This is a genomic window from Hydrogenophaga sp. (assembly GCF_036675665.1).
Taxonomy (GTDB): domain Bacteria; phylum Pseudomonadota; class Gammaproteobacteria; order Burkholderiales; family Burkholderiaceae_C; genus Hydrogenophaga.
On record NZ_JAKFEO010000010.1, the window covers coordinates 294,616 to 318,683 of the forward strand.

The following is a 24,068-nucleotide window of genomic DNA, read 5'->3' on the forward strand; positions in this document are numbered from 1 at the left end:
GCCATGGTCTTCCCGCTCAAGAACCTGCTGCTGTTGTCCCTGATGATGGCTTCTGCCGCGCTGGCCGCTGCCATGCGCCCGACCGCCAGCCTGGCCGATGAGCGGCCGACCATCGACCTGGCCGCCATGGTGCCCAGCGAGTTTGGCGACTGGAAGGAACAGTTCAATGTGGCGGTGCAGATCGTGGACCCGGAGCAGCAAGCGACCATCGAAGAGATCTACACGCAGACCCTCACGCGCAACTACGTGCACACCGACGGCTACCGCGTCATGCTGTCCATTGCCTATGGCAAGAACCAGAGCGACAACCTGCAGCTGCACAAGCCCGAGGTCTGCTACCCGGCGCAGGGCTTCAAGCTGGAGAAAGTCGAACGCGTGCCGCTCAACCTGCTCGATCAGTCCATCTCCAGCACCCGCCTGGAAACCCACTTGGGCCAACGCTTCGAGCCCGTGACCTACTGGACGGTGGTGGGAGATCACATCACCACGACCGGCATCGACAAGAAGCTCGTCGAGATGCGCTACGGACTGAGCGGCCGCGTGCCCGACGGCATGCTGGTTCGCGTGTCCTCGATCGACCGCGACAGCCCGCGCGCCCATCGCATACAAGCCGAATTCGCCGCCGCCATGGTGGCCGCCATCGCCCCTGAGAACCGCAGCCGTTTTGCCGGCGTCAGCCCCACCAGCGGCGTTCGCGCCACCACCGCACCATGAAAAAGAAAGTCGCACTCATCACCGGCATCACCGGTCAGGACGGTTCGTACCTGGCCGAGCTGCTGCTTGACAAGGGCTACGAGGTGCACGGCATCAAGCGCCGCTCCTCGTCGTTCAACACCGACCGCATCGACCACCTCTACCAGGACCCGCACGAGAGCGACCGGCGACTGGTGCTGCACTACGGCGACCTCACCGACAGCAGCAATCTGATCCGCATCATTGGCCAGGTGAAGCCGGACGAGCTCTACAACCTGGGGGCCATGAGCCATGTGGCGGTGAGCTTCGAGAGCCCCGAGTACACCGCCGACGTGGACGCCACCGGCACACTGCGACTGCTGGAGGCCATCCGGCTGCTCGGCATGCAGAAGACCTGTCGCTTCTACCAGGCCTCCACCAGCGAGCTGTATGGCCTGGTGCAGGAAATCCCGCAGAAGGAAACCACACCCTTCTACCCGCGCAGCCCCTACGCAGTGGCCAAGCTCTACGCCTACTGGATCACGGTGAACTACCGTGAGGCCTACGGCATGTACGCCTGCAACGGCATTCTGTTCAACCACGAAAGCCCGCAGCGCGGCGAAACCTTCGTCACCCGCAAGATCACTCGCGCCATCTCGCGCATTGCGCTGGGCCTGCAGAAATGCCTGTACCTGGGCAACATGAGCGCGCTGCGCGACTGGGGCCACGCCAGGGACTACGTGGAAATGCAGTGGCTCATGCTGCAACAGGACAAGCCGGAAGACTATGTGATCGCCACCGGCGTGCAGTACAGCGTGCGCCAGTTTGTGGAGCTGGCAGCGCTGGAGCTCGGCTTCACACTGGACTGGCTGGGCGAAGGCAGCGACGAAGCCGGTGTGGTGGCGGCCGTGCACCGCAAAGATTTGCGCGTGCAGGTGGGCGACGTGGTGGTGCGGGTGGACCCACGCTACTACCGCCCCACCGAAGTGGAAACCCTGCTGGGCGATGCGAGCAAGGCACGCACCCAGCTCGGCTGGACGCCCAAAATCACCCTGCCCCAGCTGGTGCAGGAGATGGTGCAGTCCGACTACCGCATGGCCCGGCGCGACGCCATGGTCAAGCTGGCCGGCTTTCCGGCTTTCGAGTTTCACGAGTGAGCCTCGCCATGCACACCGATGCCCGGATTTACGTGGCTGGCCACCGCGGCCTGGTGGGCTCGGCCATCGTGCGCCAGCTGCGCGCCGCCGGCCACCACAACCTGCTGCTGCGCACCCACGCGGAGCTGGACCTGACCGACGCCGCAACCACCCGTGAGTTCTTTGCGCTTGAGAAACCCGAACATGTGTTTCTGGCGGCAGCGCGCGTGGGCGGCATCCAGGCCAACCAGCAGTTCCCGGCCGCTTTTGTGCGGGACAACCTGCTGATCCAGACCAACGTGATCCACGAAGCCTGGCGCACCGGCGTGCAGCGGCTGCTGTTCCTGGGCTCCAGCTGCATCTACCCCCGCCTGGCGCCGCAGCCCATGCAGGAAAGCGACCTCCTCACCGGCCCGCTGGAGCCCACCAACCGGCCCTACGCGCTGGCCAAGATCGCCGGCATTGAAATGTGCTGGAGCTACAACCGGCAACACGGCACCCGTTTTCTGGCGGCCATGCCGACCAACCTGTACGGCCCGGGCGACAACCATGACCTGGACACCAGTCACGTCATCCCGGCGTTGCTGCGCAAGTTCCACGAAGCGCGGGTGCAGGGCAAGCCCAGCGTCACCGTGTGGGGCAGCGGCGAACCGCGGCGCGAATTCATGTACAGCGACGACATGGCCGCGGCCTGCGTCTTCCTCATGAACCTGCCCGAACGCAGCTTCGATTCATTGCTGGGCAGCGACGAAGCCCTGACCGGCCGCTTCGAGCCACCCCTCATCAACATCGGCGTGGGCGAAGACCTCAGCATCCGCGAGCTGGCCGAGACCATCCGCCAGGTCACCGGCTACCAGGGCGACATCGTCTTTGATCGCAGCAAGCCCGACGGCACGCCGCGCAAGCTGATGGATGTGTCGTGCCTGAGTGCACTGGGCTTTCAGCCGACGGTGTCGTTGCGCGAAGGACTGCGCCGGGCGCTGGCGGACGCGCCCTACGCGCAGCCCCAAGTGAGCCTGGCATGAACGCAGGGCGATCACGCCTCGCACGTGGTGCGCGCTGGCTCTGCGCAGGGGACGTGGCCTTGTTCCTGGTGGCCGAGCTGGTGGGCCGCACGTTGCTGGGCCTGGGTACGCCCCCTCTGTACGAAGCCGATGCCGGCTTCGAATACACGCCCAACCCCGAACCGACGACTGTCGCCGCAGGTGCGCGTTCATGAACATGGCGGGCTTCACCGTGTTGTACCTGGGTCCCGGGAGCGGCACCTGCCTTGACCGGGCCAACGCCTTGCGCCGCATCGGGTGCACCGTCGAACACCTGGACCTGCGCAGCCTGCTGCCCCGGCAACGCTGGGTCGACCGCTGGGCGTGGCACGTGGGAGGCCACTGGTTTTCCCCCGTCATCGCCAAGGGCCTGGCACGCTGGCTTGGCCACAAGCGCTTTCACCTCTGCCATGTGGACGGCGGCGAATGGGTGACGCCCGCGGTGCTGAGGGTGCTGCGCGGGCACACCGAACTGGTGGTGAACTACAACATCGACGACCCCACCGGGCCCCGAGACGGCGCGCGTTTCACCGCGTACCGCCAGTCGGCTGCGCTGTACGACCTGCTGGCCGTGGTGCGCGAAGACAACGTGGCCGAGTTGAACGCCCTGGGCGCGAACAACGTGGTGCGCGTGTACCGCAGCGCCGACGAGGTGACCCACGCACCGCGCCCGCTCACAACGAGCCTGCGGCTGGCATGGATGTCGGAGGTGTTGTTCCTGGGCAGCTGGTTCCCCGAACGCGGCCCGTTTCTGCGCGACCTGATTCGCCTCGGTGTGCCGCTCACGATCCGTGGTCCGAACTGGCACAAGGCGCCCGAGTGGCCCGAGCTCAAGTCGCACTGGGCCGGTGGCGCCATTGGCGGCAGCGAGTACGCCCTGGCCATCCAGTGCGCAAGGGTGAACCTGGGCCTGCTCTCGCACGAGAACCGCGACCTGCACACCACGCGCTCGCTCGAGATTCCCGCCCTCGGCGGACTGCTGTGCGCCGAGCGCACACACGAACACCTGGCCATGTACGAGGAAGGTGTCGAGGCGTTGTTCTGGAGCAGCGCTGAAGAGTGCGCCGCCACGTGCCTTCAAGCCCTGGCAGACGAACCACGCCGCGCCCGCATTGCGCAGGCGGGCCACGAGCGCTTCAAGTGCGATGACCACCGCAACGAAGCGGTGATGCGGTCTTTGCTGGAAGCGGTGGAGGAGCTGGTCGAATGAGCCGGGCCATGCGTCAGCGCGTGATGGCCGCCATGGGCGCCCACTCGATGGGCATGGCGATTTCGGTGGGAATCCAGCTCGCGTCATTGCCTCTGTTTCTGGCGACCTGGGACGCCTCCGCCTACGGCATGTGGTTGCTCCTGTCGGCCCTGCCCGCCTACCTCGCCATGGCCGATGTGGGCATGGTCACAGCCGCCGGCAACCGCATGACGATGGCTCTGGGCGCTGGCGACACAGCGATGGCCAGCCGGGTGTTCCAGAGCGCACAGATGTTCATGCTGTTCGTCTGTGCGGTACTGGCCGCGCTGGCCTTGCCAGCCATCTGGTGGTCGCCTTGGCCAGCCGAGGCGACCCTGGACCAGCGCGTGGCCCTGATGGCCCTGACGCTCAGTGTGCTGATCGCGTTTGCCGGCGGGCTTTCCGAACAGCTCTTCAAGGCCACGCACCGGTACGCGCTGGGCACCCTGCTGGGCAACTTCACGCGCCTGGCCGAGTGGGCGGGCTGGATGCTGGGCTTGTTGTTGGTGGGCACCTTCAGCGCGGTGGCATTGACGGGCCTGGCGTTTCGCGCGGTCGGCACCCTGCTGACCATGGCGGTCGCACGCGCGGGCGAACCCGGGCTGCAATGGGGCTTGCGCCACGCCACCGCGGCCACGGTCCGGGACATGGTGCGCCCGGCAGCGGCCTTCATGGCTTTTCCGTTGGCCAATGCGCTGAGCTTTCAAGGTGTCACGCTGCTGGTGGGCGTGTTGCTCGGCCCGTTGGCAGTGGCCGCTTTCAGCACCTACCGGACCCTCGCACGCACCGCGGTGCAGGTCACGGCCATGTTCAGCCACTCGCTTTGGCCCGAGTTTTCCCGCCAGTTCGGGCAGGGATCGCTGGCTGAACTTCGGCAACTCGCCAGGCGCAGTGCCGCGCTCAGCGCGGTGCAGGTGCTGCTGCTGTGTGCTGCGCTGTACGCCATCGCTCCCTGGCTGCTCAGCGCCTGGACACACGGCAAGATCGCCTTTGACCCCGCGGTGATGGGCCTGCTGATCGCTTATGCCGCCGCCAGCGGCCTCTCGCATGTGCCGCGTGTGCTGCTGATGTCGACCAACCAGCACGGCACTCTGGCCCTGTGGACCGTGCTGGGTGGAGCTGTGTGCGTGATGCTCACCGCCTGGTGGGCGCCCCGGGCCGGACTGAACGGCGTGGGACTCGCCATGCTGTCGAGCGAACTGCTGGTGGTCATTGCATGTGTCACGTTGGCGCTGCGCGCGTTGGGGCATGGCGGGCCAGCACGGACGGTGATGCCATGAAGGTTGCACTGTCGGTGCTGGGCAAGTTCCACACATTTGACCTGGCGCGCGAACTGCACGCCCACGGGGTGCTGGCGGGCGTGCTCACGGGGTATCCACGCTTCAAGCTGCGCGCCGAGCGTTTGCCCGATGCTTCGATTCATACCTTTCCCTGGGTGATGGGGCCGTACATGGCCAACCCGATCAAATCCAGAATGCCGCGCAGTTGGATCCGGGAGTGGGAGAACCTGGCCGCCACCTCGTTCGCGCAATGGACGGCACACGCGCTGCCCGAATGCGACGTGTTCGTGGGGCTGTCGGGCAGCGCTCTCAAGGCTGGCAAGGTGCAGCAGGCCCGGGGTGGGCATTACGTCTGCGACCGGGGGTCTTCGCATATCCGCGTACAGGACGCGTTGCTGCGCGAGGAACACCAGACCTGGGGATTGCCGTTTGACGGCATCGACCCGCGAGCCATCGAACGTGAAGAGGCCGAGTACGCGCTTGCCGACTGCATCACGGTGCCGTCCACCTTCGCATGGCGATCGTTTGTTGATCAGGGCATTGCTCCGGACAAGATGCGCTTGCTCCCCTACGGCGTCAACCTCTCCCGCTTCGCTCCATGCGATGCACCCGATCCAGCGCGCTTTGATGTGTTGTTCGTGGGAGCGATGACCCTCCAAAAGGGGGTGCCGTACCTGCTGCAGGCCTTCAACGCCGTTCGCCACCCCGGCAAGTCCCTCACGTTCGCAGGGACCGTCTCTCAACAGGTCATTGAACGCATGAAGGCGCAAGGTCTGTGGTCCGATGCGATCCAGGTTCTGGGACATGTGCCGCAACCCGAACTCAAGCGCTGGATGAGCAAGAGCCACGCACTGGTGCTGCCCAGCGTTCAGGAAGGCTTTGGAATGGTCATGACCCAGGCCATGGCCTGTGGTTGCCCCGTGATCGCCAGCGAGAACACCGGCGCGCGCGATCTGTTTGACGATGGGCAGGAGGGCTTCATCGTCCCCATCCGGGACCCACGGACGCTCACCGCCCGCCTGCAGAGACTGGCCGAGGAGCCGGACCTGCGCGCGCGCATGGGCCTCCGGTCGCTGGAGCGGGTGAAGCGCATGGGCGGATGGCGAGACTACGGCCAAAGAGCCTTGAGCACCTACCAGGCGATGGTGCAGGCATGAGCTCCCCCACATCCCACCGCGATCCGCGTCCGAGGCCTGAGACGCAGCACCTGAGCAACGGTCGTTTTATCTTGCTGGGCCTGATGGCACTGAATCTGCTGGCGTTGCTGGCGCAGATCGCCATCGACTTTTCGGCAGAGAACCTTGCCTCTGCAAGCATCGTGTTTGCATCCTCCATGGTGGTGCTGCTGTACCTGCAGTGGACGCCTGCGCTGCAGACCCACCCGCTCTCGACATTCGCGGTGTTCGGCTTTGGCGTCACCACTCAACTGGGCGCGCTGCTCGGGCAGACCGCGTACTGGACATCGCTGGCCGACAACCTGCGCGTACCCATGGCCACCTTCGCGCTGCTGGCCGGCTTTCAGCTGCTGGCGTTGATCGCGCACACCGGCTACCGCTGGCTCATGCCTTCGCCCGCTGCAGACCAAGGGTCGCTGCCCCGCCAGATCGTGCAGAAGCTGGGCCTCTACGACACGCCCACCACCGGCGTGCTGTGGTTCATGGGCTATGTGGGCCTGATCGCGTTCTTGCTCGGCGCGGGGCGCGAAGGCACCTTTGGCAAGGTGATGCAAGGCCTGACCTTTCTCACCTGGGCGCCCTTCCTCATTCCCATGTATCTGATCCAGCTGGGCGATTCCTACACCAGTCTGCGCAAGCAATGGCCCTATCTGCTCTTCTTTGCGGGGCTGGTGGTGCTGTTGGGTCTGGCGGCCAATGCAAGGCAGGTGATGCTCTCTGGCTTTGTCACCATCGCGCTGTTTGCCTTGCTGGGTGCGCTGCGCAGCGCCACGGCGGTGTCGGGCAAACGCGTGTTGAAGCTTGGCGTGCTGGGTCTGGTGCTTGCCGCTCTGGCCATCCCGCTGAGCGATCTGGCCACCGCCATGGTGGTGGCGCGCAAGGTGCGTGGCAATGTCTCGGCGGTTCAGATGGTGATGGAAACCTTCTACTACTTCCAGCGGCCTGAGGCACTGGCCGAGCAGAACGAGGAGCAACGCAACGCAACGCGGGGAAAGTACGACGAGCATTACTTCGAAAACCCCTTGCTGGCCCGACTGGTGGAGACCAAGTTCCACGACAACTCGTTCTACTTCGTCTCGACCTTCTCCCAGAGCGATACCGAGCTGCTCGCCGAGACCACCGCAGACATGTTCTGGGTCGCGCTGCCCGAACCGTTGATCAAGCGCCTGGGGGTGGACATCGACAAGAAGGCGTTCGAGTTCTCCATCGGCGACTACCTCAGCCACCTGAGCCAGGGCGGGCCGCTGGGCAGTCGTCGCACTGGTTCGATGCTGGCGCAAGGTGTTGCGCTTCTGGGTGCTGGTTTTGCGGTGGTCTACATCGCCTTCTGCCTGGTCACCTTCGCCATGATCGACCTGCTCTCGTTCCGCAATCGGGGAGGGCAGGTGGTGCTCTCAGCCGTGGGCATGCTGGCGGTGTGGAAGCTGTTCCAGAACGGCATCACCAACGATTCCTTGCACGCCTGGATCACGGGCACGCTGCGCACCATTCCGCAGAACATCGTGCTGTTCCTGCTCGTGGCCACGACGGCCCGCGCCTTCGGCATGTTGCTGGGCGGTCGGTCCCATGCTGCAAACAACACGCCAGACCACCCCGATGGCCTGCGCACGCCGGTTTGATCCATGCGCATCGTCCTCTTCACCCACCCCTCGTTCATGGCTTCACAAAGCATGCCGCGGTTCGCGCGCATGCTGCAGCAGGCTTACCAGGCGCTGGGGCACGAGGTGGATGTCTGGTCGCCCACGGCAAAGGTGCATGCCTGGGTGCCTTCCGGTCGTCTGTCCAAGTGGGCCGGGTACATCGACCAATACCTGCTGTTTCCCTTGTGGGTGCGACGCGCGGCTGCGCGAGAGCCGGCCGACACGCTGTTCGTGATGGCCGACCAGGCCCTGGGGCCGTGGGTACCGCTGGTCAAACACCGCGCGCTGGTGGTGCATGTGCACGACCTGCTGGCGCTGCGATCGGCGCTGGGAGAGGTCCCGCAGAACCCGACTCGCTTCACCGGACGCATGTACCAGCGCTACATCCGCCGGGGGTTTGCGCAGGCGCAGCACTTCATCTGCATCTCGCAACGCACGCTCGACGACCTGCGACGCGTGGGCGGGGTGGCGCCCGTCACTTGCAAGGTGGTGCACAACGGGCTGAACCAACGCTTTGCACGGACGCCTGCACTCGAAGCCCGCGCGCTGTTGCGCCGCGCAGGCCTCCCGGTGCCCGACGCCGGCTTGTTGCTGCATGTCAGTGGCAACCAGTGGTACAAAAATGTAGGCGGCGTGATCCGCATCTATGCCCGGTACGCCACCGCGCAAGCGAATCCCCTGCCGCTGTGGCTGGTGGGCGTGTCCCAGACTGACGCGGTGCGAGAGGCACTGAATGAAGTCCCCGCGCAGGGGCAGGTGCACTTTCTCCACGGCATCGACCACGCCCTGCTGCAAGCCGCCTATTCGCTGGCGCGGGCCTTCCTGTTCCCCAGCCTGGCCGAGGGATTTGGCTGGCCCATCGTCGAGGCGCAGGCCTGCGGCTGCCCTGTCATCACCACCGACGACGCGCCCATGAACGAGATCGGTGGCCCCCACACCGACTACCTTCCCCTGCTTCGCAGCACCGACGACATGGCCCTCTGGGCAGCCCGCGGAGCACGGGTGCTTGAAAAACTGCTGAACGAACCAGCTCAGGCGCAGAGCGAACGCACCGACGCATGCATGACCTGGTCTCGGCGCTTTGAGTCAGAGCGGGCCATTGCGGCCTACCTGCAGATCTATGAGGGCGTGATGGCCCGCCATCCAACCAACGCGGACCATGCACTGGCCCGGATTCCTTCATGAACATCCTCCATGTGATTTCGTCTGCCAATCCCACGGGTGGCGGGCCCATTGAAGGGGTGCGCAACCTCGGGCAACGGATGAAGGAGCTCGGCCACCACACCGAGCTGGTCACCCTGGACAACCCGGCTGACGCCTGGCTGCAGAACCAAAACTACACCGTGCATGCGCTGGGCCCCACGCGCGGCAACTACGGTATGAACAATCGGCTGGTGCCCTGGCTCGTGGCACACGCGCACCGGTACGACTTCGTGATCGTCAACGGCATCTGGCAGTACCACAGCTTCGCTACCTGGCGCGCCCTCACGCGACTCAAGCTGCCCTATGCCGTGTTCACCCACGGCATGCTCGACCCCTGGTTCAAACGCACCTACCCACTCAAACACCTGAAGAAGTGGCTCTACTGGCCGTGGGCCGAATACCGTGTGCTGCGAGATGCCGCAGCGGTGCTCTTCACCTGCGAAGACGAGCGCCTGCTGGCCCGTGAATCTTTCTGGATGTACCGGGCGCGTGAGCAAGTGGTCGCCTACGGTACGCGCCCTCCACCCACCGACAAGGCCCCACTCGCCGGGTGCTTTCTGGACGCCTATCCGGAACTCAAGGGCAAGCGGCTGCTGCTGTTCCTGGGCCGCATTCAGGAGAAGAAGGGCTGCGACCTGCTGATCAGCGCGTTCGCCACGGCGGCGACTCAGACACCCGATCTGCACCTGGTGATGGCCGGGCCCGACCAGACCGGCTGGGTCGTGGCCTTGCAAGCGCAAGCCCGGCAACTCGGAGTGGCCGACCGCATTCACTGGCCCGGCATGTTGCAAGGCGATATCAAATGGGGCGCGTTCCATGCCGCCGAGGCTTTTGTGCTGCCATCGCACCAGGAAAACTTCGGCATTGCGGTGGCGGAGGCGCTCGGCTGTGGCCTGCCCGTGCTGATCTCCAACAAGGTCAACATCTGGCGGGAGATCCGGAATGCCGGCGCTGGTCTGGTGGAAGAAAACACCACAGAAGGTACCCACGCACTGTTGATGCAATGGCTGGCGCTGGAGCCGGCGGCTCGCGCGAGCATGGCAAAGGCAGCCAACGAGTTGTTCAACGCGCGGTTCACCGTCAGTGCCATGGCGCAGAGCCTGCTGCACATCGTGGGTCAGCACCAGAAGAGGACCGCCCCATGAACAAGGCCAGCAATTCGGTGGGGCACATCGGCTCTGCATTCGACTGGGGTTGGGAAAACTTGCAGTTCCTGCGGATGCGCCTGCAAGGGCTTCAAAACAAGGAGGCGGACGTGGCCAGGCTGGTCGCCGAGCTGGACGACTATCGGTCGATCTTTGAGACCACCACAGGTTTTCCGTTCCACCAGGCGTCCATCTTCGAGGTGGGCTACGGCGCGCGCCCGTTGCGTCTACTGGCACTCATCTCGATGGGGCTGAATGCGCGGGGCATCGATCTGGACGCACCCATGTTGCGTGTTTCCGCGTCCGGGTTGTTGCGCGTCCTCAGGGCCAATGGCTGGCAGCGCTTCATCAAGAGCACGGCGCGCGCGCTGATTTTCGACTCGCACGAACGCCAGGCGCTGAACCGCGTGCTGGTGCGTCGGGGTGCCCGACTTCGCGTGCAAGCCGCACGCTTTCTGGTGGGTGACGTGGCCGATGTTTCGTTGCCGTCAGCGTCGATCGATTTCATCTACTCAGAGGATGTCTTCGAGCACATTCCCCGCGAGGCGCTGGACGGCGTGTGTGCCAACCTGGCGCAGGCACTGACACCGCAGGGTATGGCGCTGATTTCTCCGGCCGTGTTCACCGGGATCAGCGGTGGGCATCTGGTGGAGTGGTACCCACACACGCTGAAGGCCGACAGGGACCGTCGCTCCGACCCCTGGGAACACCTGCGGCAGCGCCGGTTCACGGCCGACTGTTTCCTCAACGAGATGCGGCTTCACGAGTACCAGCGGCTGTTCGAGCGTCATTTCACGGTGGTGGCGGTGCACAACCTGCAGGCTGGGCATGGGCGGTCGTTCCTGACCGAGGACGTGCGAGAAGAACTCGCGGACTACGGCGTGGACGAGCTCCTGGGGGACAAATGGCGTTTCGTGCTGCGCAAGAAGCCCGAGGAGCTGGCGTGATCCTCGAAGGCAACGACCCCGCCACACAGCCCTCGTTCACGATGGGCAACCGCCTGGCGCGTGCGCTCTGGGGCATGAGCTGGCTGCTGCTGTTCAGACCCAGTCCAAGACCTCTGCACGCTTGGCGGCGTGCGTTGCTGCGCCTTTTTGGTGCCCGTATGGGCGAGCATGTGCATGTGTACGCCGGGGTGCGCATCTGGGCACCGTGGCAGCTCACGCTGGGCGACCGCGTGGGCATCGCTGATGGCGTGACGCTCTACAACATGGCGCCCATGACCATCGGCAACGACTGCACGCTGTCGCAAGGTGCCTATCTGTGCGGCGGCTCACACGACATCAATTCCGTCAACTTCCAACTCATGGCCCACCCCATCACACTGGCCGATCACGTGTGGGTCTGCGCTGAGGCATTTGTGGGCCCGGGTGTCTACATCGCGCCTGGCTGCGTGGTGGGTGCACGCGCAGTGGTCATGAAAGACATCAATCAACCCTGGACCGTTTGGGGCGGACACCCGGCGGTTCAACTCAAGACACGGCGACCACGGAGTTCGACATGAAAGCCCACACGCATGCACCCATGCACGCGCCGGTTTCGGTGCTGATCCTGACCAAAAATGAGCAACAAGATCTGCCAGGATGTCTGCAAAGCGTGGCATGGAGCGACGACATCCATGTTTACGACTCGGTGAGCACAGACCGCACCGTGGAGATTGCGAAGGCTTTTGGCGCCACCGTGACACAGCGCCCATTCGACAACTGGGCCAGCCACCAGAACTGGGGCTTGGCGAACCTTCCGTTCAAGCATCCATGGGTGTTCTACATCGACGCAGATGAACGCATGACACCCGAACTGGTGGAAGCAGTCCGCGCGGCGGTGGTCGCACCGGGGGACAGGGTCGCGTTTCGTCTCCAAAGGCGTGACTTCTTTCTGGATACCTGGCTCAAGCACGTGCAGACCTCGGCGTTTTACATGCGCCTTTTCCGACCCGGAAACATGCGCTACGAACGGCTGGTGAACCCCATCTCGGTGGCCGACGGCCCGGTAGGCGATGTAACGGGCTTCCTCGACCACTTTCCGTTCAGCAAAGGCATGGGGCACTGGTTCGAACGGCACAACAACTACAGCCGTCTCGAGGCTGAGCAGATCATGTTCAACCGCGGCAACCAGACGCCGTTTTCGATGATCAAGGCTTTCACAGAGAGAGACTTCCACGAGCGCCGCTTCTACCAGAAGGAACTGTTCTACCGGCTGCCGCTGCGCCCGCTGGTGAAGTTTGTCTTGCTCTACGTCGTGAAACGCGGTTTCCTCGATGGCCGCGCGGGCCTGCGCTACGCCGTGCTGCAAGCCATCTATGAATACATGATCGTCCTCAAGGTCCAAGAGCAGGAACAGCTGGTGCCGCATGCAGCCACGCCCACGGCGCTCAGGCAGCCATGAAGATCCTGATCCACAGCGCCAACTTCGCGCCGGAGCCCACCGGCATCGGCAAGTACTCGGGCGAGATGGCCGAGTGGCTGGCCGCGCAGGGGCACGAGGTGCGCGTGGTGGCCGCCCCGCCCTACTACCCCGCCTGGAAACTCGACGAGACCTACCGCTGGCCGCCCTGGCGTCACGAGGTCTGGCGGGGTGTGAACGTGTGGCGCGCACCGCTGTGGGTGCCGCGCAAGCCCGGCGGCCTCAAGCGGGTGTTGCACCTGTGCACCTTTGCGCTGTCGTCCCTGCCCGTGATGCTACGCCAGACACTGTGGCGGCCCGACGTGGTGCTGACCGTGGCACCCGCTCTGGTGTGCGCGCCCACAGGCTGGCTCACCGCGCGTCTGAGCGGTGCGCAGGCCTGGCTTCACGTGCAGGATTTCGAGGTGGACGTGGCACTGCAGATGGGCCTTCTCAAGGGCGCGGTCTTCGGTCGCGCGATCCGTGCTGTGGAATCTGCGTTGTTCAAACGCTTCGATGTGGTCTCCACCATCTCGGAGCGCATGCGCCAGCACCTGCTGCGCAAAGGGGTGGCCCCCGAGCGCACGCACCTCTTCGTGAACTGGGCCGACGTGGACCGCATCAAGCCCTTGACCCAGCTCAGCAGCTACCGCGCCGAACTGGGCCTGGCCGCCACCACGCGCGTGGCCCTGTTCTCCGGCACGCTGAGCGCAAAGCAGGGCCTGATGGTGATCCCGCAAGCAGCGCGCCTGCTGGCGCACCGGCACGATGTGTTGTTTGTGGTGTGCGGCGGTGGCGCCATGCAAGCCGAGCTGGAACAGGCCGCGCGCACGTTGCCCAACCTGCGGCTGCTGCCTCTGCAACCGCTGGAGCGGCTGGGTGAATTGCTCGGACTGGCCGACGTGCACATATTGCCCCAAAGCCAGGAGGCCGAAGACCTTGTGCTGCCCAGCAAGCTCTCCGGCATGCTGGCCAGTGGCCGGCCGGTGGTGGCCACCTGCCGGGCAGACACCGAGCTGGCCGCAGTGGTGGGCCAGTTTGGCCGCGTGGTGCCACCGGGAGATGCCAAAGCGCTTGCACAAGCCGTCACCGATCTGTTGGCCGACCCGGCACACCGACAAGTCCTGGGCGAACGGGCGAGAACACACGCCCTGCTGCACCTGGCCCGCGACGGCGTGCTGCAGACGCTGGTGCGCCGCATGCAACCGGCCGTGCCGCAAGCCCAGGCCAGCACATGAGCGCCGCGCCGGGCCGTTCCCAAGCCAGCTCGCACCGCAGCCCGCAGGGCGAAGGCACCCCAGTGAGCGCCGAACCTGCCGCCCAGCCATTTCCGCCACCGGGCGACATCGTCATCTTTCAACCGGAGTTCGAGGAGTTCGGCGGTGAAGAACGCGTGATCCTGTCGCTGTCTGCCGGCCTGCATGCGCAAGGCAAGGCTCACAGCGTGCTTTGTTACCACGACCGCATTGGCCTGGCGCGGCACGCGCACCTTCCACTGCCGGTGTTTGAACTCAAACCGTCGGGCGGCGGATGGGCCAAAGCCATGGCACTTCGGGCCGCGTTGGCACGGCTGCATGCTCGGGGCGATCCCACACCCGTGCTGTTCAGCATCCAGTCGGCCTTGCACGCAGGCATGGCCAACCTGCGGGGCCAACTCCCCTACTTCCTGCGCATTCCCGACACCTACAGCCTGCTGAACTACGAGACCGCCAAGGGTGGGCCCGGAAGCTCGGAACGGCTCTCTGCAAGGCACTGGCTCACGCGCCACGGCATCCGCTCAGCACGAGGCTTTGCCACCAACACCCTTGCGCTGGCCAACGAGATGCATGCCTTGTATGGACGAAGAGCCGAGGTGGTGTACCTCGGCGGCTTTGGCCAGCAGCCGCTGGCACAACTGCCGGCGCGCGCAAGCCAACCCATCGAGTTGCTGAGCGTTTCGCGGCTGCAGAAAAGCAAGCGGGTGGACTGGATCCTGCAGAGCCTGGCGGAGATCGTTCGACGACCCGAGGGAGGGCCCGATTTTGTGTTGCATGTGGTGGGCGCTGGACCCGAAGAAGCTGCATTGAAGTTGATGAGCCAGGAGCTCGAACTTGGAGAGCGCGTGCGCTTCCATGGCTTCGTCTCGGACGATGCCTTGACACACCTGTACCAGCGATCCCACGTGTTCCTGATGCCAGCATGTCAGGGCTACGGATTGCCCGCCATTGAAGCGCTGTACCGCCGGCAAGGCGTGGTGCTCAACCACGAATCGGGCGTGGTGGAGCTGCTGGCCGACTCACAGTGGGCGGTGGTGGCAGAACCCGGACCGTTGGGCTTCACCCAGGGCGTTCGCGACATGTTCAAGCGCGTCTGCGATCCGCGCTTCTTTGCCCATCCCCTGCCCTCGCTGCCCACCGAAGGTGACTGGGCCAAAAAGATCATCGCGTCGTTTGGCTGGTAAAACCCTCTGCATGACAGAAAGGTTGGCATGAGCATTCAATCCTGGTTTTCGCGCAGCTTGGGTCGAGTCCGCGAGGGGACCAAAGCACACCTGGTGAGCTCTGCCGAGCTTCTCGACTTCACGGGTGACGTGCTTCACGCCATGCGCGAAGCAACAGACGACGAATGTGAAGCCTTGTTCGTCGAGCATGTCTCCCGGACTTGTGGGGGTACCGTCGATTGGAGGGAGCAGCCACAGGACATCGCCGACACCCTCGCCGAATTTCTCAGCGCAGACGAAGCTTCTCTGATCCAGGCATCGACGTTCAATGATCGAACAGGGCCCCCGCAGGCCATTCAGGGATTTGACGAATCCCTGAAGGGTTCACCGCGGGGAGTTCGGGCCCTGGAGTCGTTCGGAGATTTCTACATCGTGCTGGTCTTGCCACGCCATCTGCTGCCACGCTTTGATGAAATCAACCAGCACTGGATTGCAGCAGGCGGGCCATGACAGGCGTCACGGCTTCTGGGGCTTGAGGAGCAAACGCGCCGGTACATCGGCGGTTCCAGCCGCTGGTGCCGGTTCACTCAACACCTCTCGCAGCCAGACGGCGTGTTCGCCCAGCACCACGCCCCCGCCACCGGTGGCCGGCAGCCGTGGACTTGCGGTGGTGGAACCGAAGGTGATGTTGAAGGTGTTGACGCCGGCGAGATACCACCGACCATCGACGTGCACAAAGGCCGCGCTGCCCGAGTCGCCGTTGGCCAGCGTTGCCTCGCGATCAAGCCCCAGGGTGCCGTTGGCGGGCACCGCAGGTCCCAGGCGGTTGGTGGCGAGGTCGGGGCCATCGAAGTCGAACAGGTAGGTCGCGGGGCGCCCGAGGAAGTCGGGAAACACCAGGTCGGCGCGGTTTTCCCCGGTTGTAAACAGCGTGGTGCTGCCGCCGTGGCTCACGAGGGTCAGGACGCGCCCCAGCACAGGCCCGGTGAACACGCGTGCGACCGGCATCTTCGACGGTGCCGGTGTGGCCAACCGCACGATGGCCAGATCGGCATGCACGGAGGGATCGCCCGGGCTGTTGTTGGCACTGCTGCCGGTGTAGCCCGGGTGCACCTGCACCGAGGTGCCCACACTTGTAAATCCCTCGGCGGCCGCGCTGCGAAAGCGGATGTGCGCCGGATGGGCGCCCGCCACCACATGAGCCGCCGTGATCACATGCTGCCGGCCGATCAAGGTGGCACTGAACAGCCGTCCACCCACGTCCAGGCTGCCCACGGCGGCCCAGGCCGGGTCCGCCGGTTCCTCGCGGGGACCAGCGCCACCGGTGAGCGCATGGGCGACACCCATGGCCATGCCAACGCAGGCGCAAACGCTTCGCCGCAGCCATGCGCGGGAGGCACGGACACGCTCCGCCCGTCGACCGGCAGCCAAGCTGCGCGCACCACCATCCAATCGGACCATGCCAGCACCCCTACCCAACGTGAAACGAACGAACAACCGCGTCAGCCTCCCCGCAAAATCGGAAGCTCGTGGCTGACTCACGTGGTGACCATACCCAGGCTGGTGTGACTTTGCTATCGCGTTTCAGTCTTTCATTTGTTGGCACCGTCCCGTTGCAATCCCGGGGCGATGAAAGGTGATCACCATGTTCCGTTTGAAAACCCTCTGCCGGGCCCTGTGCCTGGCCACCGGCCTGATCCTCACGGCTGGCGCCGCCTCCGCGGCGACTCCTCTGTCCGCCCTCGGTGGCACCTCCACCGACCTGCTCGATTCCGCTGTGTCGTTCAACCCTGCCTGGTACGACGACGTATCGTCGTTCGCCAGCCGCAGCGCCAGCAGCTTCGACCTGAGCTCGATGCTCATGGGCGCTTCCCTGCTGCTGACGCAGCCCGCCAACGTCACATACACGCTGATGGGGTTTGAGGCCGGCTTCAACAACGCTTTCGTGTCAGGCACTGAACAGCTGACCAACCGCAGCGGCTCGACGCCCCGGCTCGGCACCTCGATGAGCTTCAGCCACGTCACGGCCTCCCCGCTGGACTTCGGTTTCCTGTCCAACGGAAGCGGCACGCTGTTCGGCAATGGCAGCTCGCGCACGGGCCTGGTGATGTCCAGCGACGGCCAGAGCGCGCTGATCCTGTTCAACGACATGTACTCGGGCGACATCGACTTCGACGACATGGTGATCCGTGTGTCGATTTCGGCAGTGCCAGAACCCGAGATGCTGGGCATGCTGCTGGCCGGCCTGGGCCTGGTCGCAGCAGTTGCACGGCGTCGTTTGAAGCGCATGGGAACGTTGGCCGTTTGAGATGTGATGCGGGCGGCCGGTCTGTTCAGACCGCCGTCACGCCGCCCTTGTTCTGGCGGCGGCGGATGTAACCCCCCATCAGTCCGAGACCGGCCAGCATCAGTGCATAGGTTTCGGGTTCGGGCACGGCACTCACGCTCACGTTGTCGATGCGCAGTTCGCTGGTGCCCAGGTAGTCACCAATGTCGGCGACGCCAATGACGAGCGACACCGCGCCGTCGCTGGCAGCGGTGTAGGTGTAGCTGTTCTCGGTGAACACCCAGCTGGCCGAGCTGAAGTCACCGAAATTCCCGGTGAAGCTGCTGACCAGAGGGCTGCTGGCGGTGTTCACGAAGCTGACCACGGTGTCGTTGATGGCGATGAAGCCGAAGTCGGCATTGAGCGTGTCGGACGACAGGAAAGCCCAGTCGAACTTGACGGTGATCTGCTGGCCGGCGGTGGCCATGAAATTCTGGCGCAGGGCCGAACCTTCGTATGCGAAGCCACCGATGTCCAGTGAGCCCACGGCCACACCGGCGAGGTTGTTGTTGAAAGAGAAATCAACCGCTGCGGTGCCCGAATTGTTGTTGAAGCCGGCGCCCAGGGGAGCGTCGTCCTCATAGTCGAGCGAGGCGGTGGACAGGATGCCGATCTTGCGGCCGCTGGTGGTGACGAGAACATCACCATCGGTCGACCAGTGGGTCAGGCCGGATTCGAAGCTGCCGTTCTGAAAAGTGGTGCTCTGGGCCATGGCCGAAGCGCTGGCCAGTGCAAACACGGCGGTGGCAGCCAGGCTGCGAGGGATTGATTTCATGAGAGGCCTTTGTTGAATGAGGAAGGATCAAGGATTCAAGGAACGACAGGGGCCACCAGATCACGACCAGGCGCCATCTGCGCGGCGGTCAGACCTTTGAGCAGGACGAAAGGACGCGCCACGGCGGGGCCGGTGGAGCCGTCGGCGTCAAGGGACAACTGCACGCCACCGATCACATCGACGAACGCCACGTGTCCGCTGGCCACGCCGTTGCCCGCCACACCCAGGCTGACCAGCAGCGGGGTGAGGTCGAGCTTGTCGGCGTAGGGCGTGAAGTCGGTGATGGTGTCGCCCGCATCGCGGGTGCTGGTGAAGCGGAAGACGTCACCGCCAGCCCCACCCGTGAGCATGTCGGCACCGGCGCCGCCGATGATGATGTCGTCCCCTGCGGTGCCCACCAACGTGTCGCGGCTGGTGGTACCGGCGCGCGTGACGCCGGGGGTGGCCTTGGCGACGGCAGCATCGATCAAGCGGCCGTGTGAGTCGAACGCGTTTTCTTCGCCGTACATGTTCACGGTGATTTCGTCGCCATCGGCAGGGCTCACGCGCTGCAGGCCACCGGCTGCCTTGGGCGCCTTGATGAAGTTCGCCAGTGCTTCCTGGTAGGTGATGGTGTTGACCGTGTTGTTGAACACCACGTTGTTGGCCGCGAAGGGGTAACCGTCGCCACCGTTGGCGGTGAAGTCGATGGTCGCGAAGGAGAAGACACGCGGCGACACGACCACCCCGTTGTCGACCAGCAAGGTGCCGTCGTCGAGCTTGATCTTGCGGATGCGCTCGCCGGTGCCGAGCGTGGATCGGGCCGTGCGGGTGGTGTCGTACGTCACCTGCATGCCGGAGATCTGGGCGAAGCGGCCCTGGGCCGAGCCACCGGGCGTGGATGCCGCCACGGAGTGCTCCATCAGATCCTTGAGCTGAACCGCATTCATGGCCGGCGCGGTTTTCACCAGGTTGGTGAAGGGCAGCACGTTGAAGGTGTCACCGGTGGTGACGTTGCCCGGACCGGTGATGCTGGTGCGGATCCCGCCGCCGTTCTGGATGGCCACTTCGGCGCCACCGGCAAAGCGCATCGCGTCGGCCACGAGGTTGCCCAGGCCGGTGTCGGCGTTGCGCACGCCCTCGGTGTATTCGCATGGCAGCGGTGTGCAGGCCACGTGGGTGGGACCGTTGAGCTTGGTGGCGGTCGTGCCGATGATCTCGGCGTTGAGGGCCGCGATGAAGTTGGAGATCGGCGTGATCACCGAAGCCTGCAGGGCGGGGTCGCCACCGACGCGGTCGGCATCGGCGGCAGCACCCGAGACGCGGATCATGCGGGTGGCGAGCACGGCAGTCACCGCGCCGCTGGTGTCATCGATGTCGAGCTGGACTTCACCCACGTAGCGGTTGCCGAAGTGACCGGTGACCATGGGCACGGGTTTGCCGGTGGCGTCGTTGCGGTAGGTGGGATGGGTGCTGTAGGACGGCGCCACGCCGCCGTTGATCAGCAGGTCGTCCGAGTCGACCATCAGTTCGTGTCCACCGCCCGAGATGACCATGTCCACGCCGCTCAGGGCAGGAATCATCACATTGAGTTCGTTGGCGGCATTCTGCAGGTGGCTCATCACGATGATGGCGGTCACCCCCTGGTTGTTCCTCAGGTCGTCGATCTCGGCCTGCACCAACGGCAACAGAGCCTGGAGGTTCTGCAACTCGCTGTTGCTGGAACTCCAGTTTTTCATGATGCCGGCCGGTGGGGATGAAATGCTGGGCAGCAGGGGCGTGGTCACGCCGATCACGCCAACCTTCTTGCCCGCCGCGGTGGTGAGGATCTTGGAAGCGCGCACCTTTTGCTGGGCGGCCAGATTGGCCAGCGCAGGGGTGACGCTGAAGTCGAGGTTCACCGACAGGTAGGTGGTGCCCGAGACCTCGGCGAAGCGCGCTGCCACCGGGCCGGTGTTGTCGAGGTCGAATTCGTGGTTGCCGAAGGTGGTTGCATCGATGCCGATGGCGCGGTTGGCGATGGCGTCGTAGAAGTCCTGGCCACCGTCGGCCGCTGCCGTGGCGAGGTTGGTGAAGCTGGCGGTCAGGCGCGGGCCGGGCAGGAACGAGTCGCCGGCGTTGAGCGTGATCACGGTGCTGCCAGCGGTGGCGGCAGCGGCCTTGCGGGCTGCAACCACGCTGGCCAGGCGGTCGATGCCGCCATAGAACGAGATCGCCTGCGCGGCGTCATTGCGCAGGTTGCCCTGTGCCGACAACAACCACGACTCCTGGTCGCCGATGTGCAGCACGGTCAGGGTTTCGGCCCAGGCTGCGTTGAAGCCGGTGGCCAGGGCGAGCGAGACCGCGAGGGTGCAGGCGCTGCGGCGCAGAGGGCTGCGGGTTGTTTTCATGAGTAGAAGGCTCCGGGTTGGTGTTCAGGTGAGTCGGAATGGGTGCGGTCCGGTCACAGGCCGAGGTCGCGTGTCGGCACGATCTGGACGGCCGAGACGTTGCTGAGCGTGAGCAATGGCCGGCTCACGGCTGGGCCGGCGTTGCCATCGGTGTCGATCTGCACGACCAGCCCGGCGGCGCTGTCGACCAGTCGCACGATGCCGTCGGCGATGGCGTTGCTGCCGGTGTAGCCAATGCCCTGCAGGAGCGCGCTGATGTCGATGCGATCGGTACCCGGGACGAAATCGGTGATGCGGTCGGCAGCGTCGCGGGTGCTGGTGTAGATGAAGGTGTCGGCTCCGGCGTTGCCGGTGATCACGTCGGCGCCAGCGCCACCGCTGATGCGGTCATCGCCGGGTGTGCCCACCAGCGTGTCGCGACCCGTTGTTCCCTGCAAGGACTTGACCAGCGACAGGCCCAGCAGCACGGCGTCATGATCGGAAGAGCGGTACACCGTGGCCGTGTAGTGGTCGGGGCCGCAGGTGGCGCAGGCGGGCTGCTTGAACTCGAGGTTGTAGTCAATGATCGACGGCTCGTCCGCATTGATGTGCCAGTGCACCGCGCCCGTGACCAGCGGGCTCAGGCTGGCGGTGGTCAGACCATGGTCGAGGTAACCTGCCTCACCGTCGAACACATACGAGTAGCTGTCGGCGCCGCGCCGGGCAATTTCGTCCACCAGGCCCTGGGCCGCCAGTTCGAGGATCGGGTCTTCCTTGCCGTAGGCGTTGAGGTCACCCACCACCACCACATCGGGGTCGATCGCCTTCAAGGTTTCGACGAAGGTGCCCAGGGCACGGGCCTGATCCACGCGGGTGGCGTTGAAACACCCCTGGCCATCGCCCGTGTCCAGATCGGCAGCGTCCGAACCGGCTGCGCAACCCTTGGACTTGAAGTGGTTGACCACGACCGAGAACTGTTCGCCGTTGGCTGCGGCAAAGGTCTGCGCCAGCGGCGGGCGGTTGTGCACGGGGTCGGTGTCGCTGCGGGCCTGGCCCACCAGACTCAGACGGCCGGGCTTGTAGATCATGGCCACGCGGATCGCGTCGGTGCCGGCACCGCCCACAGGCATGGCGACGGTGGCGTAGGCGCCGGCGCCGGCCACGGCGTTCAAGCCGTTGACCAGGTCCTGCGCGGCCGTGTTGCCGTTGTTCTCGATTTCCATCAGGCCCACCACGTCGGCATTGAGGCCGAGGATGGCGGGAATGATCTTGTTGCGCTGGCGCTGGAACTCGGCAGCGCTGTCGGCACCGCGGCAGTCGGATCGGGTGCCGGTGGGGTAGCAGCTGGCACCGGACTGGTCGATGGTCGTGAAGTAGTTCAACACGTTGAAGCTGCCCACACGCACATTGCCGCCCACCGAGGGTGGCGTGGCCAGGCGCGGATTGGCGCGGGTGAACACGACGGGCTCGGTCGGGTGGATCTTGTAGTCGCTCAGGCCGTCGGTGTTGTTGGTCGCCAGTCCGTAGTCGATGACACCGGTGATGCCGCCCGGCAAGGTGTCGCCGGCGCGCAGTGTGTTGTCGGCGCCCATGTAGGGCGTGGGGTTGGGGTTCTGCAGGCTGGTGCCGTCGTCCAGGATGATGCGGCGGCGTGCGTTCTCGTCGGCCAGCGCGATCGCTTCGACCGAGCCTGCCGGGTGCACGTTCGTTGGCTTGATGAGGCGACCGTCAGCGCCCAGGGTCACCTGCCCGTATCGGCCCTGGAAGAAGTTCTGCGCCGCGGTCAGGGGCGTCTGGATGTAGAGCAGCATGCCCTCGTAGCGTTCGAGTTCACCTTCGACCACCTCGGGCAGCGTGATGACGGTGGGAGAGATGCTGTTGCCGCTGGAGACCATGCTGATCACGGGCGAGGTGAGTTGCGTCACGGGCTTGTAAGCCGCGTTGACGCCGGTGGGTGCAAATTCACCGACCGTGCCGCTCACGCGCACCTCCTGGCCCACCGCCACCGTGGGCGCGACACTGGTGAAAACGAAGATGCCATCGGAAGTGGCGGCATCGCCGTCGCCCAGCGGGTCCTGCATGTAGAAGCCGTTGTTGAGCAGCCTGGTGACCACACCCTGCGTCGCGACGGTCTGCCCCACGCGCGGACTGATGTCGCCGCTGCCCTGGATCTGGGGGATGCTCACGACACCATTGACCGTGACGGTGAAATCACAGGCCACCGATTGCAGCTCGTTGTTGGTGAAAGTGATCTGCACCGGATAGGTGCCCACGGGCACACTGCCATCGACCTGCACCGACGTTGTCGCCTCGCCGCCATCGCTGGTGGCCGAGCTCACCGGGCCCAGGGAGATGCCGGCCACCGCGGTGCTGGTCAGGCTGGCGCCATTGACCACGCTGTCGGCGTCGGTGGCGCTCAGGTTGACCACACCACCCACACCCGAGTCGAACACCGCAGGGGCCGGACAAGTGGCGGAGATCGGCAGGTTGACGCCGCCGCCCAGCGGCGAGCCAGTGATGGCGATGTCGTCGATGCCGATCCATTCGTCAGAGCCAGCCGCATCGGTCGTGATGATGCGGACCTGCACTTCGGACTGGTTGTCGGCAGCGGCCGGCAGAACCACCGACACAGGGAAGATCGCACCCGTCAGGCTGGGTCCCTGGCTGGCATCGGCCACGAAGCCGGCCGGCAGGTTGATGAAGTTGCCGCTGTTGCCAACCCGGTATTGCAGCGCGACGGGCTGGATCGCGTTGTCGGTGGCGCCGTCCACGTCGCGCAGCACGTAGCTCACCTGCACGGCCTGCTGTCCGCTCGTGTTGAGATGGATGACGATGTGAGGGGCCTTGGCCGTGCCCGAGCCTGCGAGCGCCAGCGTCGGTTTGGCGATGGCGAACTCCGTCACACCGCCGGTGGTGAAGGTGTTGGGATTGCTCTGATTGGCGTTGACGTCGACCACGGGGGTGCCGACTCCGACAACGGTCTGGGGGTCGGCGCCCGTGCCGCCTGCCAGGCCGTCTCCGCGGTATCCAACGATGCCCGGAACGCCAGTCCAGTTGTCGCTCACCGAAATGAGACCGGCATTGCTCCAGTCCTGGGAGAACGGAAGGACTTGGGGAACCGAGTCCGCCCAGGCAGGCAATGCCGACAACACGCCCAAGGCCATCAGGCAGGCAGAAAGACGCTGGGGAGCCAGCGACAGGCGGGGGGTGGTCGTGCGCAAAGTGGTCATGAGCATTGTTTCGTAGAGAGAATTCGGAGGCGAGCAATGCAACGCCAATGTGCGTTGGATCATGCA

Annotated in this window: 21 protein-coding genes; 17 read left to right on the forward strand and 4 right to left on the reverse strand. The window is 65.1% G+C overall.

Translation table 11 applies throughout. The features are described from left to right. Positions 1-3 precede the first annotated feature (3 nt). Genes epsI through V6M63_RS07555 form a run of 16 tightly spaced genes read left to right on the forward strand, consistent with a single transcriptional unit; the run spans position 4 to position 15,833 of the window. Positions 4-714, forward strand: coding sequence for an exosortase-associated protein EpsI, B-type (gene epsI, locus V6M63_RS07480; protein ID WP_332740958.1), 711 nt, complete (start codon positions 4-6; stop codon positions 712-714). Further along, positions 711-1,829 carry a GDP-mannose 4,6-dehydratase gene (gene gmd, locus V6M63_RS07485; RefSeq protein ID WP_332740959.1) on the forward strand — a complete coding sequence of 373 codons (1,119 nt, stop codon included), beginning with the start codon at positions 711-713 and terminating at the stop codon, positions 1,827-1,829. Before epsI ends, gmd begins: the two co-directional genes overlap by 4 nt. 8 nt (positions 1,830-1,837) lie before the next feature. Next, a complete protein-coding gene (locus V6M63_RS07490; protein WP_332740960.1) occupies positions 1,838-2,833 on the forward strand; it encodes a GDP-L-fucose synthase family protein in 996 nt (331 codons plus the stop codon). Beyond that, a complete protein-coding gene (locus V6M63_RS07495; protein ID WP_332740961.1) occupies positions 2,830-3,027 on the forward strand; it encodes a hypothetical protein in 198 nt (65 codons plus the stop codon). The genes V6M63_RS07490 and V6M63_RS07495 overlap by 4 nt, the downstream gene beginning before the upstream one ends. Continuing rightward, entirely contained in the window at positions 3,024-4,061 is a 1,038-nt protein-coding gene (locus tag V6M63_RS07500) for a CgeB family protein (RefSeq protein WP_332740962.1), read from the forward strand. Before V6M63_RS07495 ends, V6M63_RS07500 begins: the two co-directional genes overlap by 4 nt. After that, positions 4,058-5,359 (forward strand): lipopolysaccharide biosynthesis protein, encoded by a 1,302-nt coding sequence (locus V6M63_RS07505; protein WP_332740963.1) that lies wholly within the window; start codon positions 4,058-4,060, stop codon positions 5,357-5,359. The genes V6M63_RS07500 and V6M63_RS07505 overlap by 4 nt, the downstream gene beginning before the upstream one ends. Further along, positions 5,356-6,516 carry a glycosyltransferase family 4 protein gene (locus V6M63_RS07510; protein ID WP_332740964.1) on the forward strand — a complete coding sequence of 387 codons (1,161 nt, stop codon included), beginning with the start codon at positions 5,356-5,358 and terminating at the stop codon, positions 6,514-6,516. The genes V6M63_RS07505 and V6M63_RS07510 overlap by 4 nt, the downstream gene beginning before the upstream one ends. Beyond that, entirely contained in the window at positions 6,513-8,153 is a 1,641-nt protein-coding gene (locus V6M63_RS07515; RefSeq protein WP_332740965.1) for a hypothetical protein, read from the forward strand. The genes V6M63_RS07510 and V6M63_RS07515 overlap by 4 nt, the downstream gene beginning before the upstream one ends. A 3-nt stretch (positions 8,154-8,156) precedes the next feature. Then, a complete protein-coding gene (locus V6M63_RS07520) occupies positions 8,157-9,359 on the forward strand; it encodes a glycosyltransferase family 4 protein (RefSeq protein WP_332740966.1) in 1,203 nt (400 codons plus the stop codon). After that, complete coding sequence (locus V6M63_RS07525) at positions 9,356-10,522, forward strand: glycosyltransferase (RefSeq protein ID WP_332740967.1); 1,167 nt, start codon at positions 9,356-9,358, stop codon at positions 10,520-10,522. The genes V6M63_RS07520 and V6M63_RS07525 overlap by 4 nt, the downstream gene beginning before the upstream one ends. Then, the gene (locus tag V6M63_RS07530) at positions 10,519-11,469 is read left to right on the forward strand and encodes a class I SAM-dependent methyltransferase (protein ID WP_332740968.1); all 951 of its coding nucleotides are present in this window, start codon (positions 10,519-10,521) and stop codon (positions 11,467-11,469) included. Before V6M63_RS07525 ends, V6M63_RS07530 begins: the two co-directional genes overlap by 4 nt. Further along, positions 11,466-12,026, forward strand: coding sequence for a putative colanic acid biosynthesis acetyltransferase (locus V6M63_RS07535; RefSeq protein WP_332740969.1), 561 nt, complete (start codon positions 11,466-11,468; stop codon positions 12,024-12,026). The genes V6M63_RS07530 and V6M63_RS07535 overlap by 4 nt, the downstream gene beginning before the upstream one ends. Continuing rightward, positions 12,023-12,907: a glycosyltransferase family 2 protein gene (locus V6M63_RS07540; protein ID WP_332740970.1), complete on the forward strand. Its 885-nt coding sequence runs from the start codon at positions 12,023-12,025 to the stop codon at positions 12,905-12,907. Before V6M63_RS07535 ends, V6M63_RS07540 begins: the two co-directional genes overlap by 4 nt. Continuing rightward, complete coding sequence (locus V6M63_RS07545) at positions 12,904-14,142, forward strand: WcaI family glycosyltransferase (protein WP_332740971.1); 1,239 nt, start codon at positions 12,904-12,906, stop codon at positions 14,140-14,142. The genes V6M63_RS07540 and V6M63_RS07545 overlap by 4 nt, the downstream gene beginning before the upstream one ends. Continuing rightward, on the forward strand, positions 14,139-15,344 hold the full coding sequence (locus tag V6M63_RS07550) for a glycosyltransferase (protein WP_332740972.1): 1,206 nt from the start codon (positions 14,139-14,141) through the stop codon (positions 15,342-15,344). Before V6M63_RS07545 ends, V6M63_RS07550 begins: the two co-directional genes overlap by 4 nt. Before the next feature lie 27 nt (positions 15,345-15,371). Next, positions 15,372-15,833 carry a hypothetical protein gene (locus tag V6M63_RS07555; RefSeq protein ID WP_332740973.1) on the forward strand — a complete coding sequence of 154 codons (462 nt, stop codon included), beginning with the start codon at positions 15,372-15,374 and terminating at the stop codon, positions 15,831-15,833. A 6-nt stretch (positions 15,834-15,839) separates the two neighbouring features. Here V6M63_RS07555 and V6M63_RS07560 read toward each other — a convergent pair whose 3' ends face one another. After that, positions 15,840-16,676 (reverse strand): trypsin-like serine peptidase, encoded by an 837-nt coding sequence (locus tag V6M63_RS07560; RefSeq protein ID WP_332740974.1) that lies wholly within the window; start codon positions 16,674-16,676, stop codon positions 15,840-15,842. A 292-nt stretch (positions 16,677-16,968) separates the two neighbouring features. On the opposite strand from V6M63_RS07560, the gene V6M63_RS07565 reads away from it, so the two are divergent. After that, on the forward strand, positions 16,969-17,631 hold the full coding sequence (locus tag V6M63_RS07565) for a PEP-CTERM sorting domain-containing protein (protein ID WP_332740975.1): 663 nt from the start codon (positions 16,969-16,971) through the stop codon (positions 17,629-17,631). A 25-nt stretch (positions 17,632-17,656) separates the two neighbouring features. Here V6M63_RS07565 and V6M63_RS07570 read toward each other — a convergent pair whose 3' ends face one another. From V6M63_RS07570 to V6M63_RS07580, 3 genes are read right to left on the reverse strand one after another with little or no spacing between them, the layout of a single operon-like run. Then, positions 17,657-18,424, reverse strand: a complete 768-nt coding sequence (locus V6M63_RS07570; RefSeq protein ID WP_332740976.1) for a PEP-CTERM sorting domain-containing protein — start codon at positions 18,422-18,424, stop codon at positions 17,657-17,659. A gap of 35 nt (positions 18,425-18,459) precedes the next feature. After that, a complete protein-coding gene (locus V6M63_RS07575) occupies positions 18,460-20,793 on the reverse strand; it encodes a 5'-nucleotidase C-terminal domain-containing protein (protein WP_332740977.1) in 2,334 nt (777 codons plus the stop codon). 53 nt (positions 20,794-20,846) lie between these two features. Further along, on the reverse strand, positions 20,847-24,002 hold the full coding sequence (locus tag V6M63_RS07580; RefSeq protein ID WP_332740978.1) for an ExeM/NucH family extracellular endonuclease: 3,156 nt from the start codon (positions 24,000-24,002) through the stop codon (positions 20,847-20,849). Positions 24,003-24,068 lie beyond the last annotated feature (66 nt).

Coding starts and splice junctions, on each gene's coding strand:
- epsI (WP_332740958.1), top strand. CDS start 4: ATGGTCTTCCCGCTCAAGAACCTGCTGCTGTTGTCCCTGATGATGGCT.
- gmd (WP_332740959.1), top strand. CDS start 711: ATGAAAAAGAAAGTCGCACTCATCACCGGCATCACCGGTCAGGACGGT.
- V6M63_RS07490 (WP_332740960.1), top strand. CDS start 1,838: ATGCACACCGATGCCCGGATTTACGTGGCTGGCCACCGCGGCCTGGTG.
- V6M63_RS07495 (WP_332740961.1), top strand. CDS start 2,830: ATGAACGCAGGGCGATCACGCCTCGCACGTGGTGCGCGCTGGCTCTGC.
- V6M63_RS07500 (WP_332740962.1), top strand. CDS start 3,024: ATGAACATGGCGGGCTTCACCGTGTTGTACCTGGGTCCCGGGAGCGGC.
- V6M63_RS07505 (WP_332740963.1), top strand. CDS start 4,058: ATGAGCCGGGCCATGCGTCAGCGCGTGATGGCCGCCATGGGCGCCCAC.
- V6M63_RS07510 (WP_332740964.1), top strand. CDS start 5,356: ATGAAGGTTGCACTGTCGGTGCTGGGCAAGTTCCACACATTTGACCTG.
- V6M63_RS07515 (WP_332740965.1), top strand. CDS start 6,513: ATGAGCTCCCCCACATCCCACCGCGATCCGCGTCCGAGGCCTGAGACG.
- V6M63_RS07520 (WP_332740966.1), top strand. CDS start 8,157: ATGCGCATCGTCCTCTTCACCCACCCCTCGTTCATGGCTTCACAAAGC.
- V6M63_RS07525 (WP_332740967.1), top strand. CDS start 9,356: ATGAACATCCTCCATGTGATTTCGTCTGCCAATCCCACGGGTGGCGGG.
- V6M63_RS07530 (WP_332740968.1), top strand. CDS start 10,519: ATGAACAAGGCCAGCAATTCGGTGGGGCACATCGGCTCTGCATTCGAC.
- V6M63_RS07540 (WP_332740970.1), top strand. CDS start 12,023: ATGAAAGCCCACACGCATGCACCCATGCACGCGCCGGTTTCGGTGCTG.
- V6M63_RS07545 (WP_332740971.1), top strand. CDS start 12,904: ATGAAGATCCTGATCCACAGCGCCAACTTCGCGCCGGAGCCCACCGGC.
- V6M63_RS07550 (WP_332740972.1), top strand. CDS start 14,139: ATGAGCGCCGCGCCGGGCCGTTCCCAAGCCAGCTCGCACCGCAGCCCG.
- V6M63_RS07555 (WP_332740973.1), top strand. CDS start 15,372: ATGAGCATTCAATCCTGGTTTTCGCGCAGCTTGGGTCGAGTCCGCGAG.
- V6M63_RS07560 (WP_332740974.1), bottom strand. CDS start 16,676: ATGGCCATGGGTGTCGCCCATGCGCTCACCGGTGGCGCTGGTCCCCGC.
- V6M63_RS07565 (WP_332740975.1), top strand. CDS start 16,969: ATGTTCCGTTTGAAAACCCTCTGCCGGGCCCTGTGCCTGGCCACCGGC.
- V6M63_RS07570 (WP_332740976.1), bottom strand. CDS start 18,424: ATGAAATCAATCCCTCGCAGCCTGGCTGCCACCGCCGTGTTTGCACTG.
- V6M63_RS07575 (WP_332740977.1), bottom strand. CDS start 20,793: ATGAAAACAACCCGCAGCCCTCTGCGCCGCAGCGCCTGCACCCTCGCG.
- V6M63_RS07580 (WP_332740978.1), bottom strand. CDS start 24,002: ATGACCACTTTGCGCACGACCACCCCCCGCCTGTCGCTGGCTCCCCAG.